Genomic DNA, 15,005 nt, shown 5'->3' with positions numbered 1-15,005 from the left:
CATGTTACACAATATTGTTCTTTGCGGATTTATGGGCAGCGGCAAGACCACCATCGGCAAGATGCTGGCCGGCCACCTGCTTTTCACCTATGTGGATACCGACGACGTCATCGAGGCGTCCACCGGCATGACCGTCCCCCAGATCTTCGAGGTCCACGGGGAGGAGCATTACCGGGATCTGGAGCACGCGGCCGTCCAGGATCTGACCTCCCGCAACAAAAGCCAAGTGATCGCCACCGGCGGCGGCATGATGACCTTTGAGCGCAATGTGGAGCTGTTTCACTCCCACGGGGACCGGGTCATCTTCTTGGACATCCCCTTTGACGTGTGCTATAAGCGCATCAAGGATTCCGACCGGCCGCTGGTGCGAAACAACACTCCGGAGAAGCTGCGGGAGCTCTATAACGCCCGCCGGGACCTCTATCTCAAGGCCTGCGACCAGCGCATCACCGGCCTGGATTCCGAGGCTATTGTCCGGGAAATTATTCAGGGCATCGAGCTTTCCTACACCCCTGAAAGCGAGCGCTTCTAACGGCACAAACTGAAGGCCCGGCAGTCGATGACTGCCGGGCCTTTTTCTGCGCGTCTTTGTAAAACCTGCTCAGTGGCTCTCACTGCAGAGTGACTTCGGGCGCTTTTATGGACTCGCCCCGGAGCCGATTCTCACCGCAGGGCGGTTTCGGGCGCTTTGCGGGTGACGTGAATTTCGTCAATGGCCGAATAGACCACGCGTCCCTGCCCGTCGAGGCCGATGGCGCAGACCAGATAAAGGCCGCTTCTTTCCCCGTCCAGCCACAGATTCAGGTATCCCTTGTAGAAATTGGTTTGCCGCAGCTGCCGGTAGGCAAAGTCATCCACCAGCCGCCGCACGGGAACCCGGGTGGGCGCCCCATATCGGGCCAGGATTTCCCGGATTTCCTCCTCGCTGACACCGATGAGCTTTCCCTCCCGGCCAAGCGCCTCATACTGTTCGTCCACAATCTTCTCCAAGATTTGATAAACTTCTTCAAACAATACCGATGCAATGCCCATCTCAGTCGCCTCCGCCTTATCCCCATCTTGATTTACATTTTATCCCATTCTTATGAAAAAATCTACCATATCTCGTAAATTTCCTGGAAATGATCGGACCGGCAAAAAATAAGAGCGCTCCGCGGTGGAGCGCTCTTTTTTAATCCAGATTCTTGGACAGCAGTTTGACGCTGGCAATCGCACTGAGAACCATGGCCGCACATCCTGCCGCCACCAGGGATAGCGCTACAATCGCATTCCACAAGGCTGCATTTTTTCCTTTTTCATACATGGCTGGGCCCTCCGTTTCTACTTGTTTTTCCGCCTTTAGTGTAGCACGTTTCCCCCCGCAGCGCAAGCCCCACCTGCGGCGGACCTGCCGGTCGGGATGCCGCGCTGTTGTCTCCGCCAGAACGAAAGCGCGGGTGCCGCGACGGCGTCGCGATGGGGCCAGGGGCGCGTCCTGCCCGCCGCAGCCCCTACCGGGGCGGGATGCCGCGCCGGACCTGCCGGTCGAGATGCCGCGCTGTTGTCTCCGCCAGAACGAAAGCGCGGACTGCGCGGCGGCGGCGCAAAGGGGCCAGGGGCCTGACCTGCCCGCCGCGGGCGCTGGGACGTCATGTAGGCGGCGCAAACAGGCAGGGGACGCTGGGCAAAACAAAAAGGCGGTACGTAACCGTACCGCCTTTTTATCAAAATGCTTATTTGTTCAGGTTTGCTTCCAGAGTTGCCAGCTGTTTTTTCAGCTCTTCCGGCAGTCTGTCGCCAAATTTGGCATAGAACTCGTGGATGCCCTTTGCTTCCTCTTTCCAGAGGTCCACGTCTACATCCAGCAGACCTTTGAGGGTATCCAGATCGATATCCAGGCCTTCGATGTCGATGTCCTCGGGTTTGGGCTCGTAGCCGATGGGAGTCTCCATCGCGTCGGCCTTGCCTTCGCAGCGGGCCAGGATCCAGAGCAGGACGCGCATGTTGTCGCCAAAGCCCGGCCAGATGAAGTGGCCTTCATCGTCGGTTCTGAACCAGTTGACGTTGAAGATCTTCGGAGCCTTGTCGCCCAGCTTCTCGCCCATTTCGATCCAATGTGCGAAGTAGTCGCCCATGTGGTAGCCGCAGAAGGGCAGCATGGCCATGGGATCGCGGCGGACAACGCCGACGGCGCCGGTAGCGGCGGCAGTGGTCTCAGAAGCCATGATGGAGCCGACGAACACGCCGTGGTTCCAATCGCGGGACTGGTAAACCAGAGGAGCGGTCTTGGCGCGGCGGCCGCCGAATACGATGGCGGAGATGGGCACGCCGTTGGGGTTATCGAACTCTTTGCTCACGCAGGGGCAATTCTTTGCCGGAGCGGTGAAGCGGCTGTTGGGATGAGCGCCTTTGCTTCCATCGGTGCAATCCCACTTCTCGCCCTTCCAGTTGACGGCGTTCTTCGGCGGGTTCTTGTCCAGACCCTCCCACCAAACGGTGTTGTCATCCAGGTTGTGGACAACGTTGGTGAAGATGGTGCCCTGTCTGGTGGAAGCCAGCGCGTTGGGATTGGATTTCTCGTTGGTGCCGGGGGCAACGCCGAAGAATCCGTTCTCCGGGTTGATGGCCCACAGACGGCCGTCGGGACCGATGCGCATCCAGGCAATGTCGTCGCCGACGCACCATACTTTATAGCCCTTTTCCAGATAGGCTTTGGGCGGAATGAGCATGGCAAGGTTGGTCTTACCGCAAGCGGACGGGAAAGCGGCGGAGATGTATTTGATCTCGCCCTGGGGATTCTCAATGCCGAGGATGAGCATATGCTCGGCCATCCAGCCTTCCTTCCAACCCTGGTAGGAAGCGATTCTCAGCGCGAAGCACTTTTTACCCAGCAGCACGTTGCCGCCGTAACCGGAGTTGACGGACCAGATGGTGTTGTCCTCCGGGAAATGGACGATGTATCTGTTTTCCTCGTCCAGCTGCGCTTTGGAGTGCAGGCCGCGGACGAAGTCGTTGGACTCGTCACCCAGCTGTTTGAACGCGTCGGCGCCCATGCGGGTCATGATGTCCATATTGAGTACAACATAGGTGGAGTCGGTCAGCTCGACGCCCACTTTGGAAAGTTTGGAACCGATGGGGCCCATGCAGTAGGGGATGACATACATGGTGCGGCCCTTCATGCAGCCGTCAAAGAGCTTTCTCAGCTTCGGATACATGACTTTGGGATCTTCCCAGTTGTTGGTGGGGCCGGCATTCTCTTTTTCTCTGGAGCAGATAAAGGTTCTGCCCTCGACACGGGCCACGTCGTTGAGCGCGGTTCTGTGCAGCAGGCAGCCCGGCAGTTTTTCTTCGTTGAGTCTTTCCATTTCGCCGATGGAAATGGAGAGATTCCGCAGCTCTTCAAGCTGCTCTTCGCTGCCGTCAATCCAGACAATCTTGTCCGGTTTTGTCAGGGCCGCCATCTCGTCGACCCAGTTGAGAACATTCTTGTTGTTTGTAAGCATTGTCCTATCTCCTTTCGCCGATTGCTTTGGCAACCGGATGTAAGCAAAAGTACCACGAATATCATTATAACCCCTGTGTCCAGTGTTTTCAAGCGGGAAATTGTTATATTCTTATCAAATTTTCAATCCCGCAACAAATTTGGCAGTTTTACCAAGTGGGTATTTGGTCAATGGGCAAACTCGCACAAGCGTTCAGGGACATGTCCGCCACATTTCCCGCCAAAAACTCGTGGTAAGCCTGCGCCCCCACCATAACGGCGTTGTCGGTGCAGTAGATGGGCGAGGGCACCGTGAGGGTATAGCCCCGTGCCGCGCACTCCTTTTTGAGATGCGTTCTGAGCCCGGAGTTGGCGCTTACTCCCCCGGCCAGCACGATCTGCTTGTGGTGAAGTTCCTTGGCCGCCAGCAGCAGCCGATCGGAGAGGATTTCCACCACCGCCTTCTGGAAAGAAGCCGCCAGGTCGTCCCGGTTAAATTCTTCCCCCTTCTGGGCGCAGTTGTGGATGAGGTTGATGACCGCGGTTTTAAGCCCGGAAAAGCTAAAGTCATAGGGGCAGCCCTCCACCTTGGGACGGGGCAGTTTATAGGCGTCGGGGTTGCCCGCTCTGGACGCCTTGTCGATGTAGATGCCGCCGGGATAGGGAAAGCCCATGGCGCGGGCGGCCTTGTCGAAGGCCTCCCCCGCCGCGTCGTCCCGGGTGCGGCCGATGATATGAAAATCGGTGTAGTCCCTGACCTCGATGATGTGGCTATGCCCCCCCGACGCCACCAGGCACAGGAAGGGGGGGGTAAGCTCCGGGTGCTCGATGTAGTTGGCGGCGATGTGGCTGCGGATGTGGTGGACGGGGATGAGGGGCTTGCCGGAGCCCAGGCAGAGGCCCTTGGCGTAGTTGACGCCGACGAGCAGCGCGCCGATAAGGCCGGGGTAAGCGGTGACCGCCACCGCATCCACCTCCTCTAGGGAGAGGCCGGCTTCGGTGAGGGCGGAAGTCACCACCCCGTCGACGGCCTCACAGTGGCGGCGGGAGGCGATTTCCGGCACCACACCGCCGTATATTTTATGCTCCTGGACCTGGGAATCGATGATGGAGGAGAGGACCCGGTGTCCGTCCTCCACTACGGCCGCGGCCGTCTCGTCACAGGAGCTTTCAATGGCTAATATTTTCAACCGTCTCTTCCTTTCTCTGTTCGTTGAGATAGTCGCCCTGATGGATCTGCTCTGGGAACAGGTCGCTGGACCAATAACGGCGGGTCATGATGAGGGCGTCCTCCTTGGGCTTTTGATAGTAGCCGGGACGAAATCCCACCCGGTCAAAGCCCATCTGCTCATAGAGGGCGATGGCCCCAGTATTGGACGCCCGGACCTCCAGCGTCACCAGGCGGAGCTCATGCTCCTTGGCAAAGTGGAGAAGCGTCTGCAAAAGCGCCCGGCCGATGCCCCGGCGGCGGCAGGACGCATACACCGCGATGTTGGTGATGTATCCCTCCCCGACGATGTTGTGCATCCCCGCGTAGCCGGCCACCCGGTCCTGGGGGTCCAGCGCCACATAAAAGGCCGCCAGGGGATTGGTTAGCTCATAGGCGAGCCCCTCGTCTCGCCAGGGGGTGGAGAAACACTCCTTTTCCAGCCTGGCGACCTCCCTGATGTGCCGCTGCTCCATCTTGACAATGCGGATTCCTTCGATTGCTTCCATACTGCTTCCTTCCGTCTTCTCTCTCAAATCCTGTTATAGCGCCCAGCTGCCGCTGGGGCCAGCTACCGCTGGGGGATGACGCGCCAGCTACCGCTGGGGGACGACGCGCCTTTTAGTTCAAACTGCAACGGTGTCGCGTTGCCCGCGCTCGGGTTACGCATGAGCTCTGTCGCGGTTTGCTCCACCGCGCCTACCGGCGTGGACGACGCGCCCTTAAGTCCAAACTGCAACAGTGTCGCGTTGCCCGCGTTTGGGATACGAACGACGCCACAGCGCGACATGGCAGCGCGCCCTGCCCGCTAGCCTTTGGCGGCCAGCCAGTTCTCCCCGGCGTGGACGTCCACCTCCATGGGGACCTTTAAATGAACCGCGTTTTCCATCTCCTCTTTCAGGATGGCGGAAGCTCTGTCCACCTCCTCAGGGGGCGCGGCGAGAATCAGTTCGTCGTGGACCTGCAAAATGAGCCGGGTTTTAAGCCCCGCCCTTTCCAGGGCGTCGCTGACCCGGACCATGGCGATCTTGATGATGTCCGCCGCTGTGCCCTGGATGGGGGTGTTCATGGCCACCCGCTCCCCGAAGTTGCGCATGTTCCGGTTGGAGCTAGAAAGCTCCGGCAGGTAGCGGCGGCGTCCCATAAGAGTCACCACATAGCCGTTATCCTTGGCAAATTTCTTGATCTCTTCCATATATTTGGCCACGCCCCGGTAGGTGTCCAGATACCCCTTGATATAGCTGTCGGCCTCGGCCACACTGACCCCGATGTCCTGAGAGAGGGAGAAGGCGCCGATGCCGTAGACGATGCCGAAGTTGACCGCCTTGGCCCGCGAGCGCATGAGGGGGGTGACTTCCAGAGGAGTCAGACGGAAGACCTGGGCCGCCGTCTGGCGGTGGATGTCCTCCCCCATTTGAAAGGCCGCGATCATGTTTTCGTCGTCGGCGATGGACGCGAGAACCCTGAGTTCAATCTGGGAGTAGTCGGCGTCGATGAGGTTCCAGCCCGCAGGGGCCTTAAAGAACTTGCGCAATGTGGAGCCGAGCTCGGTGCGCACCGGGATATTCTGCATGTTGGGCTCGGTGGAGCTGATGCGCCCGGTGCGGGTCTCGGTCTGGTTAAAGCTCGAATGAATCCTACCATCGGGGAAGACGGCGGCCAACAGCCCGTCCACATAGGTGGATTTGAGCTTCGTCAGCTTCCGGTATTCCAGGATTTCCTCGATGATGGGGTGCTTGCCCCGCAGGGATTCCAGCACGTCGGCGTTGGTCGAATAGCCGGTCTTGGTCTTTTTTCGGGTGGGCAGTTCCAGTTTTTCAAAGAGGATGACCCCCAGCTGCTTGGGGGAATTGATGTTGAACACTTCCCCCGCAAAGCCGTAGATCCGCTCCTGAAGGGAAAGAATGTTTTTGTCCAGCTCCTTGCCGAACTCCGCGACTCCGGCGGTGTCGATGTCAAAGCCCGTGTGCTCCATCTGGGCCAGCACCTGGGAGAGGGGCATCTCGATTTCAAAAAGCAGTTTGTCCTGCTCGTTTTTCTGAATGGCCGCGAGGAGCGGCGGGTAGAGGGCCAAGGTCATGGCCGCATCCAGCGCCCCCCGTTCGTCCTTGCCCTCCCCTTCGAGCAGGGGCACCTTCGCGCCGTACTGGGAGGAGAGCATGGTCAGATCGTAGCTGGCGGAGGTGGGGCTTAAAAGATACGCCGCCAGGGACACGTCGAAGATGAGATTCCCGATGCGGTAGCCTCTGGTGATGGCGTGGTGATGGAGGGCCTTGCCGTTATCGGTGACGAGCTTGACGCCCTGCGCCTGCAGCAGCCGGTCGATGAAAGCGGCGTCCTTGGTGTGAAAGACCCCCTTCGCACAGGCCGCCCACCCCTCGGTGATCTCCTCCCCCTCGGCCCGCACGCAAAAGGAGACGGGTTCGGTTTCTTTTAAGAGCTTTTCCAGGGCGGCCTTGTCCAGTTCCGAGACGGGAATGGCGGCGGCGGGCGGCTCATTTTCCCCGGGCGCTTCGGCCGGTGCGGAAGCGGTGGCCGCGTCGGCCCGCAGGCCCAGGCGCTGGATGGTGGAATACATCTCTAACTTAGAGAGCAGGCGCACCGCCGCCCCCTCGTCGGGGACGCCCCGGACATAGCAGCGGGCCCCGCACTCCACCGGCGCGTCCAGGTCGATGGTGGCCAGCACCTTACTCATCTGGGCGATGCCCTGGGCGTCCTGGAGCTTTTTGCGCACGCCGGGCTTGAGCTCGATTTCGTCAAAGTGCTCGAAGATATACTCGATACTCCCAAACCGGGAGATGAGGTCGGTGGCCGTCTTCTCCCCGATGCCCGCCACGCCGGGGATGTTGTCGGAGGCGTCGCCCATGAGGGCCTTGACGTCGATAAACTGGGTGGGAGTCACCCCGTACTTTTCCCTGACCTCCTCGGGGCCGTAGACGGTGTACTCCGCCCGGCCCATCTTGGTGGCGGCCAGCACCACGGTGACCCCGTCCCCCACCAGTTGGAGGGAGTCCCGGTCCCCGGTGGCGATGACGCACTCGTCCCCGTCGTCTTTGCAGCGCTGGGCCAGGGTGCCCAGGATGTCGTCGGCCTCGTAGCCCTCTTTTTCCACGATCTTGTAGCCCAGGTCCACAAGCAGCTCCTTGACGAGCGGCAGCTGGACCGCCAGTTCCTCGGGCATGCCCTTGCGGTTGGCCTTGTAGTCGTCGAACATCAGATGCCGGAAGGTGGGGGCCTTGAGGTCGAAGGCGAAGGCCACCGCGTCGGGTTTGATATCGTCCATCAGCTTGAGTATGATATTGATAAAGCCGAAAATGGCGTTGGTATAGATGCCGTCCTTGTTGGAAAGAAGCCGGATGCCGTAAAAGGCCCGGTTCAAAACGCTGTTGCCGTCCACAGCCATGAGTTTCATACATTCACCTCGTCCTAAATTCACGGTCCCCGGCAAAAAGCCGGAATCCGCCGGCCTTTTCCCCCTTCCGGGAACAAAAGCCGATTCGGAATTATTATACCACATTTGTTGCGCGTCTCCCACAAATTTGCTAGAATAATTCTACCTGCAAAGAAAAAGGAGTTTTTCCATGGAATATATGATGATCGGCAATGTGAGGATTCCCCGCACCGCCACCCTGGCCCCCATGGCCGGGGTGGGCGACCGGGCCTTCCGCCAGGTGTGCAAGGAGTTCGGCTGCGCCTTCGTGGTGGGGGAGATGGCCTCCTCCAAAGGCCTGACCTACTCGGACAAAAAGACCGCCGCCCTGCTCACCGTCACCGACGCCGAGCGGCCCATGGCGGTCCAGCTCTTCGGCGACGAGCCCGCCACCCTGGCCGAGGCCGCCCGGCGGGCCATGGCCTTTTCCCCCGACGTCATCGACATCAACATGGGCTGTCCCGCCCCCAAGGTGGCGGGCAACGGCGGTGGCTCGGCGCTGATGAAGCACCCGAAGCTGGCCGGGGAGATCGTGGCGGCGGTAGTCAAGGCGGTGCCTGTCCCGGTGACGGCCAAGTTCCGCAAGGGCTGGGACGAGGAGCATGTCAACGCGGTGGAGTTCGCCAAAATATTGGAGGACGCGGGGGCCGCCGCCCTCACCGTCCACGGCCGGACCCGCCAGCAGATGTACGCTCCGCCGGTGGACCGGGACATCATCCGACAGGTGAAGGCGGCGGTCTCCATCCCGGTCATCGGCAACGGGGATGTCACCGACGCCTTGAGCGCCAAGCGCATGCTCGAGGAGACCGGCTGCGACTGCGTAGCCGTGGGCCGGGGCGCTCTGGGCCGCCCCTGGGTCTTTGAGCAGATCGCGGCCTATCTCACCGAGGGCGTCCTCCTCCCCGACCCGCCGCTAAAGGAGCGGATGGAGGTCATGCTGCGTCAAATCCGCCTCGCGTGTGAGTACAAGGGCGAATACATCGCCATGCGGGAGGCAAGACGCCACGCGGCCTATTATATGCACGGGCTCAGAGGGGCCGCCTCTCTGCGCCGGGCGGCGGGCCAGCTCAGAGAGTTTGCCGACGCCCAGCGTCTGGCCGAGGAGGCCCTGCGTCAAAACGAAGGATGAGAACGGCGGAATATTTCTCCGAGGAAACCGGACGGCGGCAGTCAGCCGCCGTTTTTTGCGTTGCCTCCCCGGTAACATCCACGCCTTGGCCGGGGACGCCGGAGAAGGTATGCAGCGGCAGGTTCCAACGCCCGCCGGTGGGAAGACCTCGAAACCGGCGGGCTCCCCACGGTATCGGAATGCCCGACCGGTGGTAATCGCCGCAAAAGACACGGGGCCGATGGGGCGGCGACACCGATGGCCGCAGCGGCGGAAAGCGGCCCCCACTCGGGCCGGTTTTGCCTCGCCCGGCCAAACCGCGGACCCTTCCTTTGTAAAGCAAAAAGAAAAAGGGCCGGTTCATAAGAACCGGCCCTTTTCCTTTGGAGAATTTTGAGAAGAAGAAGTAATCTATATAGAAGGAGTACGCGAAATTAGTTGCCCCGGTCGGGGATGGCGCCATCGCCGGGGAGTTGGCCGGAGCCGCCGGACGCGTCATTTTGTCCGGAGGCGCCGTTCTGGTTGGGGGTGGTTTCCGCCAAGGTCACCGCCAGGGAGACCTGCTGGCCGTTTCGCTCCACCACCATCGTGATCTTGTCGCCCGCCGTGTGGCTTTGGATGATGTCTTTAAGCTGGGACCCGCTTTCAATGGCGGTGCCGTCCACCGAGACAATCCGGTCGCCCGCCTGGATCCCGGCCAGCTCCGCGTTGCCGCCGACATTTACTTGCTGTACATAAACGCCTTGTTTATCCACTTGGTATTTCATTTGTGCCTCTTGGCTGGTGATGTCCAGGGTGGTGACGCCCAGGGCGAAGCGGCCCTTGACATAGCCGTAGTCGATGAGGTTGTCGATGACGTTCTTGACGTCGTTAACCGGGATGGCAAAGCCCAGGCCTTCCACGTTTTCGCCGGTGGATTTGGCCACCACCAGGCCGATGAGCTCGCCCTTGTCGTTAAAGAGCCCGCCGCCCGAGTTGCCGGGGTTGATGGCGGCGTTGGTCTGTAACAGGTTCATCTGCTTGCCGTCCAAGGTGATCTCCCGGTCCAAAGCGCTGATGATACCGTTAGTAACCGTGCCGCCCAGCTCGCCCAAGGGGTTGCCGATGGCGACGGCGGTCTGGCCCACCTGGAGGGTGTCGGAATCGCCCATGGTGACAGGAGTCAAATCCTTGGCGTCTATTTTGATGACGGCCACATCGGTCTGGGCATCGGTGCCCACCAGGGTGGCGTCGTAGGTGTCGCCGTTTTTGAGCCGTACCTTGACGGTGCTGGCCCCTTCAATGACGTGGTTATTGGTGATGATATAGCCGTCCTCCGAGATGATGACGCCGCTCCCGGCGCCGGAGGAGATGTACTGCTGCATGAAAAACCCGCCGTTCGAAACGCTTTCGGTGGTGATCTCCACCACCGAGTTGCCGTTCATCTCCGCGATCTGCGCCACGCTCAAAGAGCTCGTATTGGCGCTGACGGTGGAGGCGGGGGGCGTGGAGTTGCCGTTTTGGGGTGCTGTCATGTGGTTTCCGGCGAGGCTGTTGGCCAGGTATCCGCCGCCGAAGCCCGCGGCTCCCGCCGCGGTGATGCCCACCGCCATCATGACCGCCGCCGCGCGCACGCTCATGGGACGGGGCGATTTTTTCGCCTTGGGGGCTTTCTCTTTTTTTTGGCGCGGGGGTTTGCCCGCACTGTGGGCGGCGTACCAGTCGGCGCTGCGCCCGCCCGGCGGCGTTGTGGTATCCTGGTCCGCGCCGTACCCTTGGCTGTAAGCGCCGTAGGAGGTGGAAGACGCCGTCCACCCGGCGGAGGAAGCGTCCGCCGGGTCCGCCGTCCGGTTCCAGTCGGCGGTGGGTGTGGCCGCCGCGCCGTCTACGGAAGCGGAGGAAGCTTTCTGCGCGCTGTCCGCCTGGGGCTTCACGGAAGAATCGGCCATGATCCAGCCGCTCTGGTTTGTCCCTCCGCTGACACCGCCGGCGCTGTTTGTTTCGGAAGTTGGGGTGCTGTCCTGTTTGCTTTCATAAGTTTGATAGCCTTGTCCGTACACATCCGCCGGACCGGCCGGATCATTTTTCAGGTTGGCTCTGTCCTCGTCTCTGAGGAAATCGAATAAGCTGTTCATCTCGTTTTTATCTTGATACATCAAAGGTGCCTCCTTCATGTTCGTTTCCTTGACTGTGTTTATAGTATACCCGGCCCAAGTGACAGTTTTTTGAATGAAAACTGAATAGCAAATGAAAGTAAATCATGGATTTTGTAAACACCGGCCCCATTTGTGAAAAAAGTTTGAACGAAACATCAACATTTCGTTTCTGCCTCCTTTTCTGTAATATTCACTAACTTCCACCTTGTATTTTCAGAAGGCTCAGAAGGGGCAAATCCATTGCATTTTCAAGAAGCGGCCTTTATAATAGAAATAACATCAATATTTTATAAAAAGGGGTGCGCACATATGAAAAACAATCCTGTGGGCCTGGCTCATATCGGACTGCCTGTCAAAGACTTTAAGAAATCCGTTGAATTTTATAAGAGCCTCGGCTTTGAAGAAGTCGTTATGTTGGAAAAATCCTGCATGCTGGAAAACAACGGCTGCACCATGGAGATCTACCAGCGCCATGACGATCTGCATCAGAAACCCCTGGGCATTGTCGACCACATCGCTTTTGTGTCCAATGATATCGACGCCGCTTATGCGGAGGCCGTCTCCCTGGGTTACAAAATCACCACCAAGGGCATCGAGTCCAACGACATGTTCGCGCCCAAATCGAACCGCTACTTTAAAATTTCCGGCCCCGACGGCGAGGAGCTGGAGTTCGCACAAGTGAAATAAACATAACTGCAACCAAAAGCAGCCGCTAAAAGCGGCTGCTTTTTTCATGTCCGGGGCCGGATCTGCTCCCCGGGAAGTCCCCCGCGAAAGCCAAGGCGGCGGCCGCTCATCACCGAATTTACAGCGTAGTCCATAATTGCGGCGGCGAAAGGCACGCGGCCCTAACAGGAAAGAGAAAGGCCCGTCCTCCATTCGGTGAGGCCGGGCCTTTCCCCTCTTAAACGTGCTAGCGCCGTCCGCAGCTTTGCGGACGGCGCTTTCCGGTTACTATTTGATCTTCATGGAGATGTCGAAGCACTGCACCGAGTGGGTCAGCGCGCCCAGGGAGATGATGTCCACCCCGGTCTGGGCCACCTGGGCGATATTTTCCAGCGTGATGTTGCCCGAGGCCTCCAATTTGGCCCGGCCCGCCGTGATGGCCACCGCTTCCTTCATGGTGTCGCAGTCCATGTTGTCGAGCATGATGATGTTGGCGCCCACCGCCAGGGCCTCCCGCAGTTCGTCCAGGGAGCGGGTCTCCACCTCGATGGAGAGCATGTGTCCGGCCTTTTTCCGCAGGGCTTCCACGGCGGCGGTGATGGAGCCGTAGGCGTCGATGTGGTTATCCTTGAGCATGGCCGCGTCCGACAGGTTGTAGCGGTGGTTGCGCCCGCCGCCGCAGACCACCGCGTACTTTTGCAGGGGGCGCAGTCCCGGCAGCGTCTTGCGGGTGTCGGCGATGGAGGCGTTGGTTCCCGCCGTGAGCTTCACACAGCGGTTGGTGGCCGAGGCGATGCCCGACATGTGCTGGATGAGGTTGAGGGCGGTGCGCTCGCCTTTGAGAAGGCTCACCGTGCGCCCCTTCATCTCCACGATGACGTCCCCCTTTTGGATGGGGTCGCCGTCGCGCTTATAAATTTCATAGGATACTTCCGGGTCCAAGAGGGTGAACACCCGCATGGCCACGTCGATGCCGCAGAGCACCCCCTCGTCCTTGGAGACAAAGTAGGCCTCGCTCACCGCCTCGGGGTCGAGCAGATAGTCGCTGGTCACGTCGATATAGTTGATGTCCTCCTTGAGGGCGGTTTTGATCAGGTCGTCGATATAAAACTGGGGCAGTGTCATGATTTTTCCTCCTTCCGCCGCGCCGGGGAAAAGCGTGCGGCGTCTATGTTATCACCTTCGCCGGGCCATTCTTACCAGGCGGCGTCCATTTCATCGCATTCGCCGGGCCTTTCTTACCGGGCGCCGGGGGCGGCGTCCCCCTTCTCCGAGACGTCCTGCAAAATCAGGCAGGCGATGGTGGCCAGGCTCAGTGCCTCAAAGTAGTCGTGGCTCATCATAAAGCCGCCGTCGAGGAGCATCCGGCGAATTTCCAGGATGCGGGCGAGGCCGGCCGCCGCCTTCTCCGGATCGGGGACCACAAAGTCCGCCTCCTGCATGATGGCGCGGATTTCGGTGCGGATGCCCTTGGGTATCCGATTGCGGCCCCGGTCCGCCGGGAAAGCGGGGTCGGGGTAGCTGGCGGGCTCCGTCAGGCTCCGGGCGTTAATATGATTGGCCGCCGCATGGGAGAAGACCAGGGCCTCCAGCAGGGAGTTGCTGGCTAAGCGGTTGGCCCCGTGTACACCGGTGTGGGAACACTCCCCGCAGGCGTAGAGCCCGTCCACCGTGGTGGCGGAGTTGAGGTCCACGTCGATGCCGCCCATGAGATAATGCTGGCAGGGATAGACCGGAATCGGGTCCTTGGTCAGGTCGTAGCCCTCCACCAATAGCGCCGCATAGATCATGGGGAAACGCTCCTTGATAAACTTGGGGTCCTTGTAGGAGATGTCCAGATAGAATTTGTCGCTGCCCACCCGCTTTTGTTCGGCCATGATGCCCTTGCTCACCACATCCCGGGGGGCCAGCTCCCCTCTGGGGTCATAGCGGGTCATGAACTGCTGGCCGTGGCAGTTGAGCAGCTTCGCTCCCTCGCCCCGCACCGATTCCGAGATGAGGAACCGCTCCCGCACATTGCCCGCAAAGGCGGTGGGGTGAAACTGGACAAAGCTCAAGTTCTTGATGCGTGCGCCCATCTGGTAGGCCAGGGCGATGCCGTCGCCGGTGGCGATGGCGGAGTTGGTGGTGTAGCGGTAGACCCGCCCGATGCCGCCGGTGCAGAGCATGACATACCGGGCGGCGAGGAAGCAGTGCTCATTGTCGTGGTGCTCGTCGTCATAGAGGGCGTCGATGGCAAAGCCATCCCCTCTCTTTTCCAGTCCCACCACAATGGAATGCTCCCAAATAGTAATATTTTCTTGTTTTTTTACATTCAGTATAAGTTTATTGACGATTTCCCGGCCCGTGCAGTCCTTGTGATGGAGGATACGGGGTTTGGAATGGCCGCCCTCCAAGGTCAGGTGGGTCTTCCCCTCGGCATCGGTGTCAAAGTCCACGCCCAGCTCCATGAGGTGCCGGACCTCTTTGGGTCCCTCTTCGCAGAGTTTTGTCACCGCGGCCAGGTCGTTTTGATGCCCTCCCGCTATGAGGGTATCCTCGATGTGATACCGCACGTCGTCATAGTCCGGACGCGTCACCGCCGCGACGCCGCCCTGGGCCAGAGAGGAGTTGCTCAGGGTAATGTCCCGTTTGCAGATGATCAGCACCTTTAAACGCTTGTCCAGATGCAGCGCGCCGTAAAGGCCCGCCACACCGGTGCCAATGATGACGACATCATAATTTTGTTCCATGTTCGTCTCCCATTATCCGCCGTGTCAACGCGGCATTTTGTCTGTCCTTATTTTACCACAAAGCGGTTCTCCGCGCATCCTTTTTTTGCGCTCGTGCCGTGTAGACATAGGCGCCGATGAGATCGGCAGTCCTGCGCTCATGCCGCGCGGGCACATCCTTTCCCTTGCCGGAAAGGATGCAAAGGGCACAGCAAGGGGGACTCCCCCTTGCTAACAACCCCCAAGGATCGCGCTCTGGGTCTGCGGCGGATGACCGCCCTCCCTCCA

The 15,005-nt window shown here is 59.9% G+C and carries 11 protein-coding genes; 3 read left to right on the top strand and 8 right to left on the bottom strand.

The genetic code is table 11. The annotated features are described in order from the left end of the window. Nucleotide 1: 1 nt before the first annotated feature. On the top strand, nucleotides 2-532 hold the full coding sequence (locus H8709_RS05295; RefSeq protein WP_262397336.1) for a shikimate kinase: 531 nt from the start codon (nucleotides 2-4) through the stop codon (nucleotides 530-532). Nucleotides 533-663: 131 nt separating this feature from the next. On the opposite strand, the gene H8709_RS05290 is transcribed toward H8709_RS05295, so the two are convergent. The 5 genes from H8709_RS05290 to polA form a co-directional block, all read right to left on the bottom strand. Continuing rightward, nucleotides 664-1,032, bottom strand: a complete 369-nt coding sequence (locus H8709_RS05290) for a DUF7668 domain-containing protein (RefSeq protein WP_262397335.1) — start codon at nucleotides 1,030-1,032, stop codon at nucleotides 664-666. Nucleotides 1,033-1,712: 680 nt separating this feature from the next. Continuing rightward, nucleotides 1,713-3,515 (bottom strand): phosphoenolpyruvate carboxykinase (GTP), encoded by a 1,803-nt coding sequence (locus H8709_RS05285; RefSeq protein WP_262397334.1) that lies wholly within the window; start codon nucleotides 3,513-3,515, stop codon nucleotides 1,713-1,715. A 115-nt stretch (nucleotides 3,516-3,630) separates the two neighbouring features. Continuing rightward, a complete protein-coding gene (gene tsaD / locus H8709_RS05280; protein WP_262397333.1) occupies nucleotides 3,631-4,650 on the bottom strand; it encodes a tRNA (adenosine(37)-N6)-threonylcarbamoyltransferase complex transferase subunit TsaD in 1,020 nt (339 codons plus the stop codon). Then, on the bottom strand, nucleotides 4,631-5,176 hold the full coding sequence (gene rimI, locus H8709_RS05275) for a ribosomal protein S18-alanine N-acetyltransferase (RefSeq protein ID WP_262397332.1): 546 nt from the start codon (nucleotides 5,174-5,176) through the stop codon (nucleotides 4,631-4,633). Before rimI ends, tsaD begins: the two co-directional genes overlap by 20 nt. Before the next feature lie 299 nt (nucleotides 5,177-5,475). Beyond that, complete coding sequence (polA, locus tag H8709_RS05270; RefSeq protein ID WP_262397331.1) at nucleotides 5,476-8,079, bottom strand: DNA polymerase I; 2,604 nt, start codon at nucleotides 8,077-8,079, stop codon at nucleotides 5,476-5,478. Nucleotides 8,080-8,248: 169 nt separating this feature from the next. On the opposite strand from polA, the gene dusB reads away from it, so the two are divergent. Continuing rightward, nucleotides 8,249-9,226, top strand: coding sequence for a tRNA dihydrouridine synthase DusB (gene dusB, locus H8709_RS05265; RefSeq protein WP_262397330.1), 978 nt, complete (start codon nucleotides 8,249-8,251; stop codon nucleotides 9,224-9,226). Nucleotides 9,227-9,639: 413 nt separating this feature from the next. On the opposite strand, the gene H8709_RS05260 is transcribed toward dusB, so the two are convergent. Continuing rightward, entirely contained in the window at nucleotides 9,640-11,340 is a 1,701-nt protein-coding gene (locus H8709_RS05260; protein ID WP_262397329.1) for a S1C family serine protease, read from the bottom strand. Nucleotides 11,341-11,649: 309 nt separating this feature from the next. Here H8709_RS05260 and H8709_RS05255 point away from each other — a divergent pair, with 309 nt between their 5' ends. Next, nucleotides 11,650-12,027, top strand: a complete 378-nt coding sequence (locus H8709_RS05255; RefSeq protein WP_262397328.1) for a VOC family protein — start codon at nucleotides 11,650-11,652, stop codon at nucleotides 12,025-12,027. 267 nt (nucleotides 12,028-12,294) lie between these two features. On the opposite strand, the gene nadC is transcribed toward H8709_RS05255, so the two are convergent. Continuing rightward, complete coding sequence (gene nadC / locus H8709_RS05250; protein WP_262397327.1) at nucleotides 12,295-13,131, bottom strand: carboxylating nicotinate-nucleotide diphosphorylase; 837 nt, start codon at nucleotides 13,129-13,131, stop codon at nucleotides 12,295-12,297. Between the two features lie 113 nt (nucleotides 13,132-13,244). Further along, nucleotides 13,245-14,738 (bottom strand): L-aspartate oxidase, encoded by a 1,494-nt coding sequence (nadB, locus tag H8709_RS05245; RefSeq protein WP_262397326.1) that lies wholly within the window; start codon nucleotides 14,736-14,738, stop codon nucleotides 13,245-13,247. Nucleotides 14,739-15,005: the final 267 nt, after the last annotated feature.

Source organism: Zongyangia hominis (assembly GCF_014385095.1).
In the GTDB taxonomy this organism is placed as follows: Bacteria; Bacillota; Clostridia; order Oscillospirales; family Ruminococcaceae; genus Zongyangia; species Zongyangia hominis.
The sequence above is the reverse complement of the archived record's forward strand: the minus strand, read 5'-3'. Positions and strand labels throughout refer to the sequence as shown.